General features: G+C 63.2%; 14 protein-coding genes and 1 tRNA gene. 11 read left to right on the top strand and 4 right to left on the bottom strand.

Going from position 1 to position 17,745, the window contains the following annotated elements; genetic code table 11:
• Positions 1-5 precede the first annotated feature (5 nt).
• The 8 genes from QZ281_RS13860 (at position 6) to QZ281_RS13825 (ending at position 10,821) form a co-directional block, all read left to right on the top strand.
• On the top strand, positions 6-1,649 hold the full coding sequence (locus QZ281_RS13860; protein ID WP_292229313.1) for a hypothetical protein: 1,644 nt from the start codon (positions 6-8) through the stop codon (positions 1,647-1,649).
• Positions 1,639-5,754 carry a transglycosylase SLT domain-containing protein gene (locus QZ281_RS13855; RefSeq protein ID WP_292229311.1) on the top strand — a complete coding sequence of 1,372 codons (4,116 nt, stop codon included), beginning with the start codon at positions 1,639-1,641 and terminating at the stop codon, positions 5,752-5,754. Before QZ281_RS13860 ends, QZ281_RS13855 begins: the two co-directional genes overlap by 11 nt.
• Positions 5,738-6,148 carry a hypothetical protein gene (locus QZ281_RS13850; RefSeq protein WP_292229309.1) on the top strand — a complete coding sequence of 137 codons (411 nt, stop codon included), beginning with the start codon at positions 5,738-5,740 and terminating at the stop codon, positions 6,146-6,148. The genes QZ281_RS13855 and QZ281_RS13850 overlap by 17 nt, the downstream gene beginning before the upstream one ends.
• Before the next feature lie 321 nt (positions 6,149-6,469).
• Positions 6,470-6,700: a hypothetical protein gene (locus QZ281_RS13845; protein ID WP_292229306.1), complete on the top strand. Its 231-nt coding sequence runs from the start codon at positions 6,470-6,472 to the stop codon at positions 6,698-6,700.
• Positions 6,700-7,440 (top strand): phage antirepressor N-terminal domain-containing protein, encoded by a 741-nt coding sequence (locus QZ281_RS13840; protein ID WP_292229304.1) that lies wholly within the window; start codon positions 6,700-6,702, stop codon positions 7,438-7,440. Before QZ281_RS13845 ends, QZ281_RS13840 begins: the two co-directional genes overlap by 1 nt.
• A gap of 44 nt (positions 7,441-7,484) precedes the next feature.
• Complete coding sequence (locus QZ281_RS13835) at positions 7,485-9,104, top strand: hypothetical protein (RefSeq protein ID WP_292229303.1); 1,620 nt, start codon at positions 7,485-7,487, stop codon at positions 9,102-9,104.
• Between the two features lie 93 nt (positions 9,105-9,197).
• Complete coding sequence (locus QZ281_RS13830) at positions 9,198-9,944, top strand: class I SAM-dependent methyltransferase (protein ID WP_292229301.1); 747 nt, start codon at positions 9,198-9,200, stop codon at positions 9,942-9,944.
• Positions 9,945-10,398: 454 nt separating this feature from the next.
• On the top strand, positions 10,399-10,821 hold the full coding sequence (locus tag QZ281_RS13825; RefSeq protein WP_292229299.1) for a hypothetical protein: 423 nt from the start codon (positions 10,399-10,401) through the stop codon (positions 10,819-10,821).
• Positions 10,822-11,044: 223 nt separating this feature from the next.
• Here the strand turns inward: QZ281_RS13825 and QZ281_RS13820 are convergent.
• From QZ281_RS13820 to QZ281_RS13810, 3 genes are all read right to left on the bottom strand, one after another.
• Positions 11,045-11,119 (bottom strand) — tRNA-Val (locus tag QZ281_RS13820).
• A gap of 56 nt (positions 11,120-11,175) precedes the next feature.
• Positions 11,176-12,465 carry a dicarboxylate/amino acid:cation symporter gene (locus QZ281_RS13815; RefSeq protein WP_292229298.1) on the bottom strand — a complete coding sequence of 430 codons (1,290 nt, stop codon included), beginning with the start codon at positions 12,463-12,465 and terminating at the stop codon, positions 11,176-11,178.
• 108 nt (positions 12,466-12,573) lie between these two features.
• On the bottom strand, positions 12,574-13,293 hold the full coding sequence (locus QZ281_RS13810) for an HAD-IA family hydrolase (RefSeq protein ID WP_292229296.1): 720 nt from the start codon (positions 13,291-13,293) through the stop codon (positions 12,574-12,576).
• Positions 13,294-13,502: 209 nt separating this feature from the next.
• Between QZ281_RS13810 and glmU the strand changes: the two genes are divergently transcribed.
• On the top strand, positions 13,503-14,855 hold the full coding sequence (glmU, locus tag QZ281_RS13805; protein WP_292229294.1) for a bifunctional UDP-N-acetylglucosamine diphosphorylase/glucosamine-1-phosphate N-acetyltransferase GlmU: 1,353 nt from the start codon (positions 13,503-13,505) through the stop codon (positions 14,853-14,855).
• Between the two features lie 6 nt (positions 14,856-14,861).
• Here the strand turns inward: glmU and QZ281_RS13800 are convergent, their stop codons facing one another.
• Positions 14,862-15,557: an SseB family protein gene (locus QZ281_RS13800; RefSeq protein ID WP_292229292.1), complete on the bottom strand. Its 696-nt coding sequence runs from the start codon at positions 15,555-15,557 to the stop codon at positions 14,862-14,864.
• 105 nt (positions 15,558-15,662) lie between these two features.
• Here QZ281_RS13800 and rpiA point away from each other — a divergent pair, with 105 nt between their 5' ends.
• Together rpiA and QZ281_RS13790 are read left to right on the top strand one after the other, a co-directional pair.
• Positions 15,663-16,349 (top strand): ribose-5-phosphate isomerase RpiA, encoded by a 687-nt coding sequence (rpiA, locus tag QZ281_RS13795; protein WP_292229290.1) that lies wholly within the window; start codon positions 15,663-15,665, stop codon positions 16,347-16,349.
• 325 nt (positions 16,350-16,674) lie between these two features.
• Positions 16,675-17,745 (top strand): FAD-dependent oxidoreductase (locus tag QZ281_RS13790; RefSeq protein ID WP_292229288.1); only part of this gene is annotated, 1,071 nt, incomplete at its 3' end.

The raw sequence follows: 17,745 nt of genomic DNA, 5'->3' as shown, positions 1-17,745 counted from the left end.
TCTGAATGGCGACCGGACAGAGCGCGCAGCCGCGCCGCAATATCGAAGTCTCGAACATCGCGCCGCAGGTCGATCTTCGGAACGGCGAAGGTCAGATGTGGGATCAGGCGACCCGCGTATTCGACCGGCTGTCGGAGGCGGCCAAGCCCAACCAGATACGTCGCGCCCAGGCGCGCGGAATGGAGGAAGGCGCGGCCATTGCGGCGGGCGAGAAAGACTATGTGGCGCCGCGCTTCACCTTTGGTGATGTCGCGGCGGCGCGGCAGTCTGCGGTGGAGACGGCCTATAGTGCGCGGGTTCGCAGTGATGTGGATGCACGTGAACGCCAGATCCGCCGCGATTTTCGCTATGATCCCATCGGATATGAGCAGGCCGCCAAGGAGATGGTGTCCGGCTTTATCCAGGGCGCGCCCCCGGACTTCGCCGTCGCTGTAGAGCAATACGCCACTGGCGTGACGGCGAGCGGATTGTCGTCCGTTGCGGATGCGCGGTCGCAACGGGACGAGGCAGAGACGAACCAGGCCCTCACTGTGCGGGTGCGTGAGCTGGATGAGCGCCTGATCGCGCTGGCCTCGCAGCCGGGCGGCCAGGATGCGCCGGAATATCTCGCCGCCGCCGACGAGCGGCAGTCGTTGCAGCAGCAGCGTCAAGACAATCCCGCCATCACCTATTCGCCTGAGCAGCGGGCTCTGGATGACAACAAGGTCGATGAGGCCGTGCTGGGTGCGGGCATCGCTCGCGTTGCGGTGCAGGCCTATTCTGACGCCGGGGGCGGACAGGCTGGGCTGGCGGCAGCGACGCGCTTCCTGAACGCTGAGGTGCTGCAGGGCGAGGCCTTCAAAGACCTGACGCCTGAACGTCGCGCACGCGTGAATCGTGATGCGCTGGAACAGGTGCGCGTCTTCAGCGCAGCCGACCGTGAAGAGAAGCGTCTGCAGGAGGAAACCGAGCGTGCTGCACGCGCCGCCGAGCGGGAAGCCGTTGGCGATCTGCGCCTTGGCATTCTGATGGGGGAGGTCACAGAGAGCGACATCAAGGCGCGGGCCGATCTGAGCGACACGGCGAAGGCGGGCCTGATCAACTCGGTTCGCACTCAAGAACGTCGCGAGCGCGCGGACACCAACCGCGATGCGCAGCTTGAGCGCACCAATGCGCGTCTGGCCTATGGCGAGATCAGGGATTCGGCACAGGCTGGAACCCTGTCGACATCCGAGATCGCAGACGCCCTTTCGGCAGGCATCATCACGCAGGGGCAGGCGCGCACCCTGCAGGGTCTGAACGACCGCGCCCTGAAGCCCATCGTCGCGGACGTGCTCGCGCCGGTTCGTGATGCGTCACGCCGCCCCGGCATGAGCCAGCGCGGCAATGCGGTTCCTATGGCGCAGGCTGAAGCGCACGCCGTGACCTGGGCGCGAGCCAACCCTGACGCCACGCTGCAACAGCGGATCGAGTTCGGAGAGTTTGTCGCCAAGACCGTGTTCGGCGGTCAGGGCGCGGGCCGTCCGGCCAATCAGCAGGCCGCGCAAACCGATCAGGCCGCCCGCCTCGCCGCCCTGTCTGCCGAACGCAACCAACGCGCGGGAACCGGACGCCCCATGTCCACGCGCGAATTCAACCAGAAGCGAAACGAGATTCTTCATGGCCGCTAACCCCAGCCGCAACGAAATCGAGTCCTTCGCCCGGAGCAAGGCGCAGGAGCATGGCGTCGATCCTGAGCTGATCGTGCGCCAGATCGGTCAGGAATCGAGCTTCGATCCGAGCGCAGTCTCCCCGGTCGGCGCGCGCGGCCTGATGCAGCTGATGCCGGGGACGGCGCGCGATATGGGTGTGAACCCCAATGACTGGCGCCAGAACATCGACGGCGGTGTTCGCTACATGTCTCAGCAGCTCACGGCCTTCGGCGGCGACACTGAGTTGGCGCTGGCGGCGTACAACTCCGGTCCCGGAAATGCGCGGTCGCGCGGAAAGGACTGGAGCCGCTATTCGGCCGAGACGCGCAACTATGTGCAGGCTCTGGCTGGGCGCGGCAGCGATGCGACGAATGCCAACTATCGAGTGATCAACAGCCAGGATCTGGCGCCGACCGACACGCCGGAGAGCCTGCGCGCGCAGGGTTACGAGCTGGACCCCAATCGCAACGTCTGGGCGCGCGTGGTCGGCAGCGACCCTGCATCTGCCCCGCTCGACATGTCCTATGCCCGGCGACAGGAAGAGCGTGAGAGCGCAGCCCTGGATCAGGAAACGCGCGACCTGAGCAACGCTGTGCAGGCCGGTTTCGGCATCACCGATGAAATGGCCATTGGCGTGGCGAAGGATGTCGGCAAGGGTCTGTTTCTCGAAGGCGGTCAGGCCATCGTGTCGGGCGGAAAGCGGGCGTTCAACGCCACGATGGACCTGATTGACGAGGCGGGCGACTGGATCGAGCAGTACGTCCCCGGCACCATTGCGTGGTCGGGTCTGGATGGTGATGCATCGACGCCCTTCAAGCTGGAACTGACGACGCGCAAACAGGCGCAGGCCGATCAGGAGGCGGCGCAGTACGGACAAAGGTCAATATGGCAGCGCCTTGGAGCCGCGCGCATCCGTGCGCCCCAAACGGAGGAAGAGCGCCCCGAGACGGTCACGGGGCGCCTGATCGAGGGCATCACACAGTTCGCGGCTGGATGGGCAGGCGGTGGCGCAGCGCTGCGCGGCTGGAAGGCGGCGGCGACCGCAGGCCGTGTCGGTAAGGCAATGGCTCAAGGCGCACTGGCAGACTTCACCGTGTTCGACGGGCAGGAGGAACGCCTGTCCAACCTGTTGGCGGAGCATGCGCCGGACGCCGTGGCTCCAGTCTTTGATTTCCTCGCCGCCAAGGAGGATGACCCCGAACTGCTGGGCCGCGCCAAGAACGCGCTGGAGGGTGCGGGCCTGGGGCTGGCCACAGACGCCCTGATCGGCGGCGTCCGTGCGCTGCGCGCCGCGCGCCAGACCAAGTTGATGGCGCGTGAGGTTGCGGCCGCCGAAGGGCTGCAGGTGCCGCCCGATCTACCCAAGCCGCGCGCCGAGATTGAAGGCGAGGCCATGCAGCAACAGATCAAGGCTGTGCTGGGCGATCCTGAGGCGCCGAGGTTTAGGGAGCGCACCGAAACAGACGCGGCTTTGCTCACGCGTAAAATACAGCGAGCCGAGCGCTCGACCAGTAAACAACCCGCCGAGATGGCCGCAGAGGTGGCCGAGGCCGCGCCGTCCGCCAACGTCTTCGATATCAACCTATCGCGCCTGGACACGCCCGAGGACGTGCAGGCCGTCATCGTCGGCATGGCGGATCGTTTCGCCAAGGACGCCGATCTGGCCCGCCGTGCGACGCGGACGTGGGAAGATACCCGTGCCGCATCCGGCAAGGTCGATTGGGTTCAGGAGATGGCCAGCCGTCGCGCGGGGGAGGCGGTCAATGCAGAAACGGCACTGGCCTTCCGCGAGGCAACCAACGCCAGCGCGTCCAAGGTGCTGGAGCTTGCGCGGGCGGTGCAGGAAAACCCGACGGTCGCGAACCAATACGCCTTCCGTCGCGCGACCGCCGCACACAGCGCCATCCAGAATGAACTGTTGGGTGCCCGTGCCGAGGCCGGTCGCGCGCTGAACGCCTTCAAGATTCCGGCCGGACAGCCCGCCTCCTATCTGCGTCAGGTCGATAGCCTGCTGGCGGATATCGGCGGAGCGAACAGCGCTCAGGAACTGGCGAGCCGGGTGTTGGCGGCTGCTGAGGCGGGCGACGTAGCGCTGAACCAGATGATCAAGAACGGCTGGGGCGCGCGGACGCGCGATGTCGCCAAGTTCATCTACACCAACAGCCTGTTGTCCGGCATTGGCACGCCCGTAATCAACGCCGTCGGCAACGTCGGCATTCTGGGCATGAACATCGCCAGCCGTGCCGTGTCCCCTCGCCTCGCCCGCGCGTTCGGAGGCAATGCGTCAACGCAGATCGGTGAGGCGACGGCGCTGGTGCATGGCTACCAGATGGCGCTTCGCGACATGTTCAAGCTGAACCCCATGCAGGCGGCGGAACGGATCGGGGCGAACGCGGGCGAATCTCTGCGTCGGGACGGCCTGTTTCGGGGCATGGCGCCGGGTCTGGACGACTCCATTCCCGATGGCCTGAAGCTGCGCGCCGAGCGCGAAGAGGCTGGGATGCTGGGCAGCGGCGCAGACCGCCCCCTGTCAGCAGCCGCATGGCGCGTCGAAGAAGATAGCGTGCTGGGCCGTACGCTCGACATCATGAACATGATCGTCAACGCGCCGTCGAACATCAACAACCTGACCGATGATGCGTTCAAGTCGATTGCGGCGCGGGGCGAACTGCACGCCCAGGCTTTCCGTCAGACGATGCACGAAGGGCTGGAGGGCGGACCTGCGGCGCAGCGCATGGCTGATCTGCTGGAGAACCCGACCGATGACATGCTGAAAGCGGCCGAGCAGGAAATGCACGACCTGACGTTCACGCGGGACATCACAACCCGAGAGTTCAAGGGGCAGAAGGAATCTCCGCGCGAAACCATTGCCGAGGGCTTCATGGCGCTGCGTGAAGGCGCAGACTCCACGCCGGTGCCGTTTGGAACGGTCATTCTTCCCTTCATCAAGACGCCCGCTAACCTAATCAGCATGGGGATGCGCTATTCTCCCCTCGCTCCCTTCAGCCGCCGCTTCCGTAATGATCTTGCTGCTGGGGGTGCCGCTGCTGAAACCGCCAAGGCGCGGATGGCCGTCGGCACGGCCTTGTGGTCCGTTTGGATGGGCATGGCGATGGACGGACAGATCACGGGCCAGGGGCCGGGCAACCGCGCCCAGAAAGAGGCCCTGATGCGATCCGACGAGTATGGCGGTCAGGTCTGGCAACCCTACTCCGTCCGATTCGGTGATCGCTGGTACAGCTTCGAGCGCGCCGACCCACTGGGGCAAGGCCTCGCCCTGATTGGCGACATGGCCGACCTTATGAAGAACAGCGATTGGGACGATGCTGGGCGCCAGGAATGGGACGAAGTTGCGGCCCACGCCGTGCAGGCCATCGGACAGGCCTTCTTCGACAAGACCATCCTGAAGGGCGCCTCAGAGTTCACGTCAGCAATGCTCGACGGCACGCCAGACGATGCCGAACGTCTTCTGAAGCAGCGCATTTCCGGGATGATCCCCGGCAGTTCCGCTCTCCGCATGACGCGCCGTGGAGCCGACGATTACCTGCGCGAGACGGCAGGCGTGGTCGATGCAATCCGCAACACCATCCCGGGGTTCAGCGACGAGTTGCCTCCGCAGCGCGATCTGTGGGGCAAACCGCGCACCTATCAGACTGGCCTGGGAACCGTCTATGACGCCATCGTGCCGGTGCAAACCCGCGCGGCTGGCGGCTCGGCCATCGATCTCGAAATCCTGAACAACGGCGTCTCGGTGTCGATGCCGGGGCGGACGATCAGCGTCATGGGCGAAAGCGTCAGTCTAAAGAACCGTCCAGACATCTACAGCGAAATGCTACGTCTGGCGGGCGAGCCTGCGTTCGAACAATTGAACGCGGTCGTGTCCGGTCAACACGCCGACAGCGACTATTATTTCAGCCTGACCGACGGCCCTGACGGCGGCAAGGCCGAGTACATCAAGGACGTGATCACCGCCTATCGTCGTGATGCGAGCGCCATGATAAACGAGCGGTACGCCAGCGACCTACAGGACATGGCGGCAGAGAAGATCAGGCGAAGGGACGAGGCGCGTGATGGTGGGTATTGAGATGCTTTTAGCAGTCGCCCTGCAAATGACGGCGGCTCAAAACTACGACAATATGATTCGATATCAGGCCTGCACCGACCAGGCAGCCTACTACATCGGTTATGGCGCTGAGCCGCTGCTCGATTCTGGAAGGGTCGCGGTGCTTCTATGTAGCGATGTCCGAGAAAGCATCCGGTCAGATTTGGCGCAGGAAGTTGGCGCAGATGCTGCCGAACGACGGATGGCAGCCCTCGACATCGTTCTCGGTGATGTTGCGATCCGCACTGCATTCCGAACGCGAGTGTGCAAGCAGGACATTAGCTGCAACGCCTTTTTGGATGATCGCGGCGTCAAAAGGGTCAGAGCCTATAGAGCCCCATCTTCTGAAGCGCTTCGGTCGCCAAGCGACGGATAGCCTCGGGCCTGGATAGAGCTTCGCCGTATGCTCGGCGCTCGTCAATGAATTGATCGACAGCGGTCAGGAGGTCGGGAGGGACGCGCACCGACAACGGCACCGCGTTCACCGGGGGACGGCCGGTTTTCTTTCTAACGTTAGAAACGCTTGACGACATGACTTTCTAATGCCAGAAAGTACGGGCCAAGGCAAGGATTGCAGCCTTTCCTCGGCCCTAAACCGAAACGGATCACCGAGGATCACGTCATGGCCTGCGAAGCCTCTAGCATACCCGCGCCACCCGCTGAACTGGCGAGGGCGTTTTTCGCCACGAATGCGATCATGCGTTGGTCGGAGCACGATTCCGAGCATGACGCCGTCTTCGAACCCGCGTGGACCACCAAAGAGGCCATATGGGATCTGGTGGCCAAGGCCCCGATCCAGACCCATGCCGACGCCGCAGGAAAGCTGGCGGTCGTGCTAGCGTGGATCGACGAGGGGAACGCCGAGCGCGCCGATGGAACGGATCGGTCCATGCTGGGCGAGGTTCTGGCATTCCTGCGGGGCCACTGATGGAACTCGCCACCATAGACTTTCACGGCGACACCCTGTTCGCCTTTGAGCGCGAGGGCGAACCCTTCGTGGCGATGCGTCCCATAGTCGAGGCGCTGGGTCTGGATTGGTCGGCGCAGTACCGGCGCATAGACCGCGATCCAATCCTGAAAGAAGCCGTTGCCATGATGGCAACACCTTCCAGCGGCGGCGTCCAGGAAACCATCTGCCTCCCCCTCCACCTGCTCAACGGCTGGCTGTTCGGCGTCGACGCCGCGCGGGTGCGGCCTGAGATCAGAGACAAGATCACCCTATACCGGCGAGAGTGCTTCCAGGTTCTCGCTGACCATTTCGGCCCTTCAGGTCAGGAAGTCGCCCTGCCCCACGTCCCCCAACTGCACGACGGCCTGACTCTTCAGGAGCGCCGTCAGATGGTGAACGAGGCGCGAGTGACCTTTTGCCGGCAGTCGGCTCGTGAGCTGTGGGAGGTGCTCGGCTTGCCGATGACGCCCTCCATGCGCTCTCTCACCACGAGCCGCAGCGCCAGCCAGGACGACCTGAAGGGCCGAATCCTCCAGCAGGTCCACGCTTCTCCGGGCGCGACCCAGCGCGACATCATCAAGCGGTTCCAGCGACACGGCTATTCCAGGGTCAAAGCGCTGCTCGCCGAAATGGAGCGTGACGGGATGATCCTGCAGGACGCCCAGCGGCCCGTCAGCGGTGGACACCCTGTGATCTTGGTCAGGCCAACAACCCACTAACCCCCGTGCGTTGAGCCATTGCGACGGTCGCACAATCTGCCGCAATGGCCCGCCTCACCATTCCCGACGAACCGACGTTCGCGACGTTCACCGCATCGGCGCAGGCCGTATTTCCGATCAGCTTCAGCCTGTTCGCAAAGGAGAACCTGTCGGTATCGATCGATGGCGTCAAGTTGCTTCAGTCAGACTTCACATTCAGCGGCACTCTGCTGGATGGAGGCGGGTACGCAGGCGGAGCCGTCTCTCTGAACGTGCCCGCGACAGGTGAGGTGCGGATTTGGCGGAACGTCCGGCCGATGCGCGCTTCCAACTTCTCGCCAGCCAACAATGTCCCTGTCGGGTCTGTTGACCAAGCGCTGAACCGACTGACCGCTCAGCAGCAGGATCTGGCGCAGCTCATCGCTGATGCCGTGGAAGAGGCTGGTGAAAGTATCGGTCTTATCGGTAAAGCCAATTCCAACCTCGGTAATGTCGATGCTGGCGACTATTCGGGCAAGGTCTTCCCGGTTCCCATCGGAGGCTCCGGTGCGGGCATCGTTCCGTCGAATCTTCGTGATCGCCACAAACATTTTGCCAATGCAGTGACGGATTTCGGCGTCTCGCTGTTCAACCCGAATGGCACGCTGAAAGACAACCAAGCAGAACTTCAGAGGGCTATCGATCTGCTCCAGCCCTACAATGGCGCCCTTTTCATCCCGCCACAGGATGGGACGGACCCGCGCGGAACGGCAACTTTCTACGTGACAAGCGGGTTGGAGGTGCGGGACACATCAACTGTTGCGGGCTTGGGCGTCGCCTTCATTGGGCTTGGTGCTGGTGAACGTACACGCGGTCTGAACGGACGGGGTTTTGACCGTGGCGTGGGCCTCAAGCTGGCTGACGGCTCTACTGCCCCACTGATCCGGGCGCGTCCAAAGTCAGGACACGTGGTTCTTGAAAACCTTCTTCTGAACGGGAACCCGACAAACATCCCGTTGCCGCAACATATCGTCGAGTTTATGGACAGATCTGACGGTGCCTACGGCTTTGGACTGCAATCTAGCAATCTCTACCTCCAAGGTAGCAACCGTTCCGGTCTGTATCTTGGGGCGGCACGTGGCCTATCGAAAGCCTATGACCTGGCAATCGACTATTGCGGCAGCTTAACCGACGCCGCCCTCTTCATAGGTTGTTTTGATTGCATTCTCACCGGCGTGGATGTCGGAACGAGCGGGGGAGACGGAATCGTCTTAGGCGCTGTAGCTCAAGTCGATATCAATGGAGGGGCGAGCTATCTGAATAATGGGATCGGTCTGCGTTTTTCACCGGAATGCCTGATGGCTCGGATCAACGGCTTCCGAGTTGACAAGAACGCTAAGCACGGAGTCCTTAGCCAGGCCTACACGAGCGGTGGCAGCATCTTGCCTATCCGGCGACTGAAGGGTGTCGATTTTAACGATAACGGCTCTGCAGCCAACAATACCTGGTCAGATATTTTCGTCGGAACCGGCGACACATCACTTGTCATCGAGACACCCGCGTTCCTTGGTTCGGGTGGCAACAAGGTGAAGAATAATATCGAGTTCTCTGACGCTACCGGTCGCGCAAAGGTTGTCGGATCCTATTACGCACCAGCAAGCTATGTAAGCGACTACACTAGTGCGCCAAGCCAGATCACCACCTAGCCTTGCGCTCGAGGATTATTGGAGCGATAATTTTCAATGCTCCACGAACGCTTCATCTGTCCCGCTTGCGCGTCCCGATCTGGTGCAGTGACCTTGCGTCACGACGACTGGAGGCTTGTCGAATGTGAGTGCGGAGCCGAAATGATTTGGCCCATACCGGACTTGTCAAACGCATATCGAGAGAAGAACTGCTTCAGTGACCAAGGCGATGGAATAGCGGCGGATTGGTTGCGCGATCCGTCCCCTTGGCGTCAACAGGCTGCTGATTTTCAACGCGATCTGCGGTGCAACGGCATTCAGGATGGCGAGACATTGATGGACGTAGGCTGCTCCCACGGCCTCGGGCCCATTGAATGGTCGCGGATTGGATATGACGCTTGGGGTATAGATCCGAACGGCGACGCTACCTCATTTATTCGCGCCCATGGCGCTCAGGCATGGTCGGGAACGGTCCTTGACCCGGATTTTCCTATCCTAAGTGGGGTTGGCGCCATTTGCTCAAGCCACGCACTTGAACACATGCCGGATCCATATGCAGCGCTGAGAAAGTTCTGGGATTTGCTTCGCCCTGGCGGCCTGCTGATACTCGCTCTACCGCACTGGGGAAGCGCCAAGGCGCAGGCAGAGCGTCAGGATTGGAAGTGGTGGGCGCCGCCGTGGCACATCCACTATTTCAGGCACACCAGACTGGCCGAGTTTCTGAAAGGGGTCGGATTTGAAGTTCGGTCAGTCGCGACCATTGTGTCTCCTGATGAGGAGGATGAGCCTCTCATCCGAGAGAGGCTCATCGAAAACCTAGCTGGCGAGACAGTGATTATATGGGCCAGCAAGCCGCACTAGAGCCAACCGCATCGCCCGTCAGACTCAACATCATACTCCAATCAAATCAGTCGTTTAGCAGCCGTAAACATTCACAGAACAATCAAGCGAATATCAGTAAAATCAACGCCTCGCCTCTGACTCTTAATCAGCGGGTCCACAGTTCGAACCTGTGATCACCCACCATCGTCTTTTCAGCGCATATGCGAGCACTGACCGGCTTTAGAGCAACCCGGCGCGACGCGCTCTCGGCTGCGCCATACCGCCCTTCCAACCCACGCAACTTCTACCTGAAGCGCGGTGAAGCGGCTGAAAGCGCAACATCGCTCCCAATGCGGCGGAGAGCCCGCAAAACACAACTATGGGAGATTTTTGCACACTTCCAAGTTGATGAATCCATGTTATCCCAATGGCGTCTTCGGACGATAACACGCTCGGTTAGAGGGTGAAAACTAGACGCCTTAGGGAGGCCATTTTGAAAAAGTCTTATCAAGTTCCAGTATTTGCCGCGATTACAGCAACCGTCGCCTTGGCTGCGGCGTCCATTCATGCAAGCGGGGCGTCAGCCACCGTCGCCAAAGCCAGTTTCGCTCCGATGCAAGTCGCTGAATGCGCCGCAAAGGATGCTGAAAACAGGCAGCTTTTCGCGATTGGAAATGGCGAAACCGTGCTGCTGGTCCCGCGTGACAGTGCAACGCTCCGCCAACTGCGTGGACCGACCACATATCACCACCCGGAAATCGCGGGTCGGATCGCCGGCGTCGAGTTGCAGCAACAATGCCGGGCCATTCTTTATGGAGGCAATGGCGCCAACTGGGGTCACAAGGTGGCGCCGCAAACCGGTGGCACCAACCTGCCACCCAATCATGTCATTGGTCTGAAATGTGAGTGCACGTAGACCGTAGCCTTGAGCCCGCGTGACTACCCCACGGCCGATCTGACGGCGGACCATTCCTAAAACGGTCCAGATTCGCATGCCGATCGGCCGCGGCAGCCTGAGCCGTCGTTCTCATCGCAGGGCGACGGCTTTCCTGTATTTGACTTGGCACGATCGCCGAGTGTCTGCCGCCAGACAAGCCCTGCAAAACAGCGGTGTCGGGCAATCGCTTAAAAGGGAAGGATGGTGGACGCGACAGGGATTGAACCTGTGACCCCCTCGGTGTGAACGAGGTGCTCTCCCGCTGAGCTACGCGTCCTTGCCTTGCGGAGGCGGCGATGTAGCCCGCTCCTCCGCATCACGCAAGCGTCCGTTTCAGATTCCTGCGGCTTTCACCGTCTCTGCGGTGTCCGCATCCGGGTCGCCCGGCAGCCAGGCGACGTGACCGTTATAGATGTCCTCGTTCAGGATGCCTTCTTCCTTGGCCACCAGCACCGGCACGACCATCTGGCCGGTCACATTGGTCGCTGTGCGCATCATGTCGATGATGCGGTCGATGGCGACGATATAGCCGATGCCTTCCAGCGGCAGGCCCGCTGTGGACAGGGTCAGGGTCAGCATGACGATGGAGGTTCCCGGAACCCCCGCCGTGCCCAGCGAGCCCAGAACCGCCGTGAGGCCGATCAGGATGTACTGGGTGATCGTCAGGTCGATCTTGAAATACTGGGCGATGAAAATCGCGGCGATGGCCGGATAGATGGCGCCGCAGCCGTCCATCTTCACATTGGCGCCCAGGGGCACGGCGAAGGCGGCATAGGCCTGGGGTACGCCCAGACGCTCGACCGTCTGGCGCAGGGTGATCGGCAGGGTGCCCAGCGACGACGAGGTAGCGAAGGCAGTCTGTTGCGCGGCAAAGGCGCCGCGGAAGAAGCTGCGGACCTTCAGCCCATGCAACTTCAACAGACCCGAATAGACGATCAGGATGTGGAACAGGCAGGCGGCATAGATGGCGGCGATGAACTTGAGCAGGGGCAGCAGGGCTTCCCAGCCGTAACCGCCGACCACGGAACCGATCAGGCCGAACACGCCGATGGGCGTCAGCTGGATCACCCAGCGGGTGATGCGGAAGACGACTGCGGCGCCTTCGTCCACCAGCCGCCGTACGCCCTGCGCCCGGTCGCCCAGCGCCACCAGCGCCATCCCGACAAGCGCCGAGAAGAAGATGATCTGCAGCACCTTGCCCTCGGCAAGAGCCGCAAACGGGTTGCGCGGCACCACGCCGATCAGAACCTCAAGCGGAGTCGGGATCACCCGTTCCTTGACCTCGCCCAGTGGCAGGTTGGACAGGCCCACGCCCGGATTGATGATGTGACCAAAGGCGAAACCGACCAGAACGGCCAACAGGGAGGTGATGGCGAACCAGACGATGGTGCGCACACCCAGACGCACGGCCCCTGCCCCCTCGCCCAGCTTGGCGATGGAGCTGGCGATGGTGAACAGCACCAGAGGCGCGACCACCATGCGGATCAGGTTCAGATAGACGTCGCCGATCGGCTGGAGCCAGACCTCGGCCTTTTCTCTCAGTATCAGTCCAGCAAGGATGCCCAGGGCGAACCCTGCGGCTGTGCGTTGCCACAGGGGGATTTTGAAGAGGCGGGCGAGCATGGACGTACTTTCAAAACAGTGCGCCAATCTGTCCATTGCGCCCGCAATCCGCAACCGTACCGGCGCGGGTTCGGGCGTCAGTTTTTCTGCAACCCACCCTCAGTTTTTCTACATCATCCCTTTGAGCGCCTTCAGGACGTAGAAGTCGGACAGGACGCCGTCGATGGCTTCCTCAACGTCTTCAAAGGCGTCGATCAACACGTCGCCGCCCAACGTCTCGACCGGCACGGGGGTATAGCCGAAGGTGGTCAGGATGCAGGGCATGCCTGCGTCACGCGCTGCACCGGCGTCGGGCGCGGCGTCACCGACCATGATGGCGCGTTCGGGATCACCACCGGCCTGAGTGACGGCCTCCTTCAGATGGGCGCCGGAAGGTTTGCGGGCGCTGACGCGGTCGGGACCGACGATGGCGGCGAAATGCCGGGTCAGTTCCAGTTTTTCAAGCAGCAGTTCCGACAGGTCCGAGCGCTTGTTGGTGGCCACCACCAGAATAGCGCCGCGCTCCGTCAACCGCTCCAGCGTCTCGACCACGCCTTCGAACGGCAGGGAGCCGTCAGCGATATGGGCGGTGTAGTCGGTCAGGAACCGTTCGAACAACTCGTCGGATTCCGCGCGCTCGACCGATGCGCCTGCTGCCTCAAAGCCATGAACCAGCAGGGCCCGCGCTCCGGAGCCGATCAGCTTTTGCGCCTCTTCCATCGCGACCGTCGGCAGACCCTCTTCGACCAGAAGCCGGTTCAGGGTTCCGATCAGGTCCGGCGCGGAATCGACCAGCGTCCCATCCAGATCAAAGGCGATGGTCCAGCCTTCTAGGTCGCGATGGGTCATGGTCTCAGGTCATCCTTGTTCGTCATCCTCGGGCTTCACCCGAGGATCGGAGGTTCCGCCGCACGTGCGACGAAACAAGCAGCATGTCACGCCCAGCGCCCGATCCTCGGGTCAAGCCCGAGGATGACGGCGTCAAAAGCTGATGACGGTTCTATTGCTCGCCTGCGCATTGTAGACGGCGAAGGAAGACCTAGACGCCGGGACGATTCATGACCAGCCAGACACGCGCTCGCGCCGCCATCATTCTCGCCGCCGGGCAAGGCACGCGGATGAAATCGCCGCTGCCCAAGGTGCTGCACCCGGTTGGCGGACGCGCCATGCTGGACCACGCCATTGACGCCGCCGAGGCGCTGGGCTGCGAGCGGATCGTGGTGGTGGTCGGCGTTCATTCGCCCGAGGTCCGCGCCCATGTCGTCAAACGTCTGGGCGAAGCGGCCATCGCGGTTCAAGACCCGCCGCTGGGCACGGGTCACGCCGTCCGCGCGGCGGAACAGGCGTTGGCCGGGTTCGAGGGCGAGGTGGTGGTCACCTATGGCGATGTGCCGCTGCTGAAGGCCGCCGATATCGAACCCGTTTTCGGATCAACGGGCGTGACGGTCATCGGCTTTGAAGCGCGCGATCCGGGTGCCTATGGGCGGCTGATCATCGAAGGCGACACCCTGACCGCCATAACCGAGGCCAAGGAGGCTTCACCCGAGGTTCTGGCTATCACCGCCTGCAACTCCGGCGTCATGGCCGCCCCTGCCGCCCTGCTGTTCTCGCTGCTGGCGGACGTGAGGAACGACAACGCCAAGGGCGAATACTACCTGACCGACGTGGTCGAACTGGCCCGCAAGGCCGACCACCCGACCCGCGCCGTCTTCGCGCCCGAAGACTCCGTAATGGGCGTCAACGCGCAGGGTGAACTGGCCCAGGCCGAGGCCCTGTTCCAGAAGGTGCAGCGCGAGACCTTCCTGGCCGCTGGCGTGACCATGAGCGCGCCTGACACGGTCCACTTCGCCTGGGACACAGAGATCGGCGGCGGGACGGTCATCGAACCCTTCGTCGTCTTCGGCCCCGGAGCCCGCATCGAAGGCGGCGCCCGCATCCGTAGCTTCAGCCACATCGAAGGCGCCCGCGTCGCATCCGGCGCCGAGGTCGGCCCCTATGCCCGCCTGCGCCCCGGCGCGGACCTGTCCACAGGGGTCAAGGTCGGCAACTTCGTCGAGGTCAAGAACGTCAAACTGGGCGAAGGGGCCAAGGCCAACCACCTGGCCTATCTGGGCGACGGCGCGGTCGGCGCGGGCGCGAACATCGGCGCAGGTACGATCTTCTGCAACTACGACGGCTTCAACAAGGCCCGCACCGAGATCGGCGACGGCGCCTTCATCGGCTCAAACTCTTCGCTGGTTGCGCCGGTCAGCGTTGGCGCCGGGGCCATCGTCGCCTCCGGCTCGGTCATCACCAAGGACGTGCCCGCCGACGCCCTGGCCTTTGGTCGCGCCCGCCAGGCGTTCAAGCCGGACGCTGGAGCCGCCTTCCGCGAGAAGGCCAAGGCCGCCAAGGCGTCCGGCAAGAACTGACCCGGATCAGATGATCCGCAGGCCTGCGCCGACCGCGTCGGACGCGGGGCCGATCAGCAGATCCAGCGGCTCATCGCCGAAGTCCAGACCACGGGTGCCCTGACGTACGCGCTCGCGGACTTCGGCCAGTTCAAGGTCGCCATAGACCTCCATCCGCCATCCGGTTTGCCCGGTCGTCCGATCCCGCGTCGTCGACACCCAGGCCGAACGGATTGCGGGATGGTCCAGCACTACCTTCATGTTCGCAATCAGAGCGGTTGGCGCGGGCTCTGGCGTCAAGACTTCGATGTTCGGATCTTCGACGGTAGGCTGCGCATCGCCCGCGTGCGCTAGAATGGCTGCGATATCAGCTGGAGACAGCACCAGCCCTCTCTCCTGCCCCGGATTCAGCACGATCCACCCGCCAATGAAGGCTTCCAGCAGATGACGACCGCGAATGGCCATACTTGCGGGTTCACCAAACAGGGCGGTGGCGAACTCTGTCCGCGTGAAGGCGGCGGTGGCGTTATGCCCTTCCTGCAGGACAATGCCGTTAAGGCGGAACGGCGCGTCACGCCCCAGAACCACGCCGTCAGCAGGTTTGCCGCCGGTCGGCGACACATAGAGCTCGGCGGCCAGCAAGGCCGTCTGCACGCCGCCTTGCCGCGACGGGTCCGAGAAGGCGGCGTCCAGAGCGGCTTCCAACAGGTTTATTGATGACACGGGCTTACCTCAGTCTGAAACGATCAGCCCGCGAATAGCACGATTGTCGCCTGCCCCAAGCCCTGCCCCCTTCACGCCTTCGCGCACAGCCCGTATGGAGCGGGCATGAGCGCAGATGATCAAAAACGCCTTTCCGGCGAAGCCGCCGCCCAGCACGTTGAAGCGGGCATGATCGTGGGACTGGGCACCGGCTCGACCGCCGCCTGGTTCGTCAAGGCGCTGGCGGCGCGCAACCTGCCCGACCTGCGCTGCGTGCCGACCTCGGAAAAGACCGCTGATCTGGCGCGTGAACTGGGCCTGACCCTGTCCACGCTGGAGGACACGCCGCGCATCGACCTGACCGTCGACGGCGCCGACGAAATCGGCCCCGGTCTGGCCCTGATCAAGGGCGGCGGCGCGGCCCTGCTGCGTGAGAAACTGGTGTGGGAGGCGTCGGCCCGCTGCATCGTCATCGCGGACGCCGCCAAGGTCGTGCCGGTGCTGGGAACCTTCCCCCTGCCGATCGAGGTCGTCGCCTTCGGACACAAGACCACGGGCAACCGCATCGCCGATGTTCTGGCCGATCATGACATCGCCGCCCCGGCACGCGTGCGTCAGGCGGATCGCGGTCTGGTCCGCACCGACGGCGGCAACCTGATCTATGACGCCGCCTGCAAGGCGATCACAGATCCGGCCCGTCTGGCTGACGATCTGAAGCTGATCACCGGCGTGGTGGAGCACGGCCTGTTTCTGGATCTGGCCGATCTGGCCATCATCGGCCACGACGACAACGTCGAGACGATCACCCCTTGAGCATTTCCAGTCGGGTCGGTCTGGGGGCTGTAGCCCTCAGCGGCCTACTGGCCGGATGCGGCACGACGCTCGGCGGACACCAACGGCCTGAGGCTGGAACTGCTGGATGAGCGGCGTCAGTTGGGCCTGCTGCCCTGGGCGTCGACCACCCGCGACGTGACCCGCTATCGCTTCGCGCGCGTGCAGTCTGCGGCATCGCCGCCCTGAGCCACGCCTTGCCCGACGCACAGGCGGCGCCTAGATCGACCTGAGCCGTTCGGCCCTACTGATTTGTCCCCTTGCGCCGCCGTGCTCACCGCAGAGCGCGTCGGGTGCGGAGTTGAAGATGTCCACCACCTACGACTACGACCTGTTTGTCATCGGCGCCGGTTCGGGCGGGGTGCGGGCGGCGCGGCTGACGGCGCTGGACGGCAAAAAGGTGGCGGTGGCGGAAGAATACCGCGTCGGGGGCACCTGCGTGATCCGGGGCTGCGTGCCCAAGAAGTTCATGGTCATGGCCTCGGAAGTCAGCCACGCGCTTGAGATCGCCGAGGGCTATGGCTGGTCCTTCGACAACGCCAAGTTCGACTGGCCGAAATTCCTTGAGGCCAAGGATGTCGAGATCGCCCGCCTGTCGGGCATCTACGCCGCCAATCTGGGCAAGGCAGGTGTCGAACTGGTCCACGGCCGCGCAGTCCTGAAGGACGCGCACACGGTCGAGATCATCGGCAAGAACCGCACGATCACGGCTGAGAAAATCCTGATCGCCACCGGCGGACGCCCCTGGAAGCCGGAAGACCTGCCCGGCATCGAACACGCCATCACATCCGAAGAAGCCTTCCACCTGCCCGAACTGCCCAAACGCATCCTGATCGCAGGCGGCGGCTATATCGCAGTGGAGTTCGCGGGCATCTTCGCCGGTCTGGGCGTGGAGACGACCCTGATCTATCGCGGGCCGAACATCCTGCGCGGCTTTGACGATGACGTCCGCGCCCATCTGGCGGCGGAAATTCAAAAGCGCGGCATCAAGGTGATCCTGGGCTGTCAGCACCAGTCGATCGAGAAGACCGAGACGGGTCTGGTGAACCACCTTGAAAACGGCATGAAGCTGGAGACGGACGTGGTCATGTTCGCCACAGGCCGCATCCCCTACGTCAAGGAACTGGGTCTGGAGCACGCCGGGGTCGAACTGAACGACGAGGGCGCGATCAAGGTCGATCCCTGGTCGAAGACGACGGCGGAAAACATCTGGGCCATCGGTGATGTCACCGACCGGATGAACCTGACGCCCGTGGCGATCCGCGAGGCCGTCGCCTTCCACCAGACCGTCTTCCGCGACAATGCCCAGCACTTCGACTACGAGGCCGTGGCCACCGGCGTCTTCAGCCAGCCGCCCGTCGGCGTAGTCGGCCTGACC

It is taken from the genome of Brevundimonas sp., from assembly GCF_018608325.1.
Classification (GTDB): Bacteria; Pseudomonadota; Alphaproteobacteria; order Caulobacterales; family Caulobacteraceae; genus Brevundimonas.
This window is presented reverse-complemented; position numbering and strand designations above follow the sequence as displayed.

What these genes read in the sequence shown, in the direction of transcription:
- QZ281_RS13860 (WP_292229313.1), top strand. Translation starts at nt 6, where the DNA reads ATGGCGACCGGACAGAGCGCGCAGCCGCGCCGCAATATCGAAGTCTCG.
- QZ281_RS13855 (WP_292229311.1), top strand. Translation starts at nt 1,639, where the DNA reads ATGGCCGCTAACCCCAGCCGCAACGAAATCGAGTCCTTCGCCCGGAGC.
- QZ281_RS13845 (WP_292229306.1), top strand. Translation starts at nt 6,470, where the DNA reads ATGCGTTGGTCGGAGCACGATTCCGAGCATGACGCCGTCTTCGAACCC.
- QZ281_RS13840 (WP_292229304.1), top strand. Translation starts at nt 6,700, where the DNA reads ATGGAACTCGCCACCATAGACTTTCACGGCGACACCCTGTTCGCCTTT.
- QZ281_RS13835 (WP_292229303.1), top strand. Translation starts at nt 7,485, where the DNA reads ATGGCCCGCCTCACCATTCCCGACGAACCGACGTTCGCGACGTTCACC.
- QZ281_RS13815 (WP_292229298.1), bottom strand. Translation starts at nt 12,465, where the DNA reads ATGCTCGCCCGCCTCTTCAAAATCCCCCTGTGGCAACGCACAGCCGCA.
- QZ281_RS13810 (WP_292229296.1), bottom strand. Translation starts at nt 13,293, where the DNA reads ATGACCCATCGCGACCTAGAAGGCTGGACCATCGCCTTTGATCTGGAT.
- glmU (WP_292229294.1), top strand. Translation starts at nt 13,503, where the DNA reads ATGACCAGCCAGACACGCGCTCGCGCCGCCATCATTCTCGCCGCCGGG.
- rpiA (WP_292229290.1), top strand. Translation starts at nt 15,663, where the DNA reads ATGAGCGCAGATGATCAAAAACGCCTTTCCGGCGAAGCCGCCGCCCAG.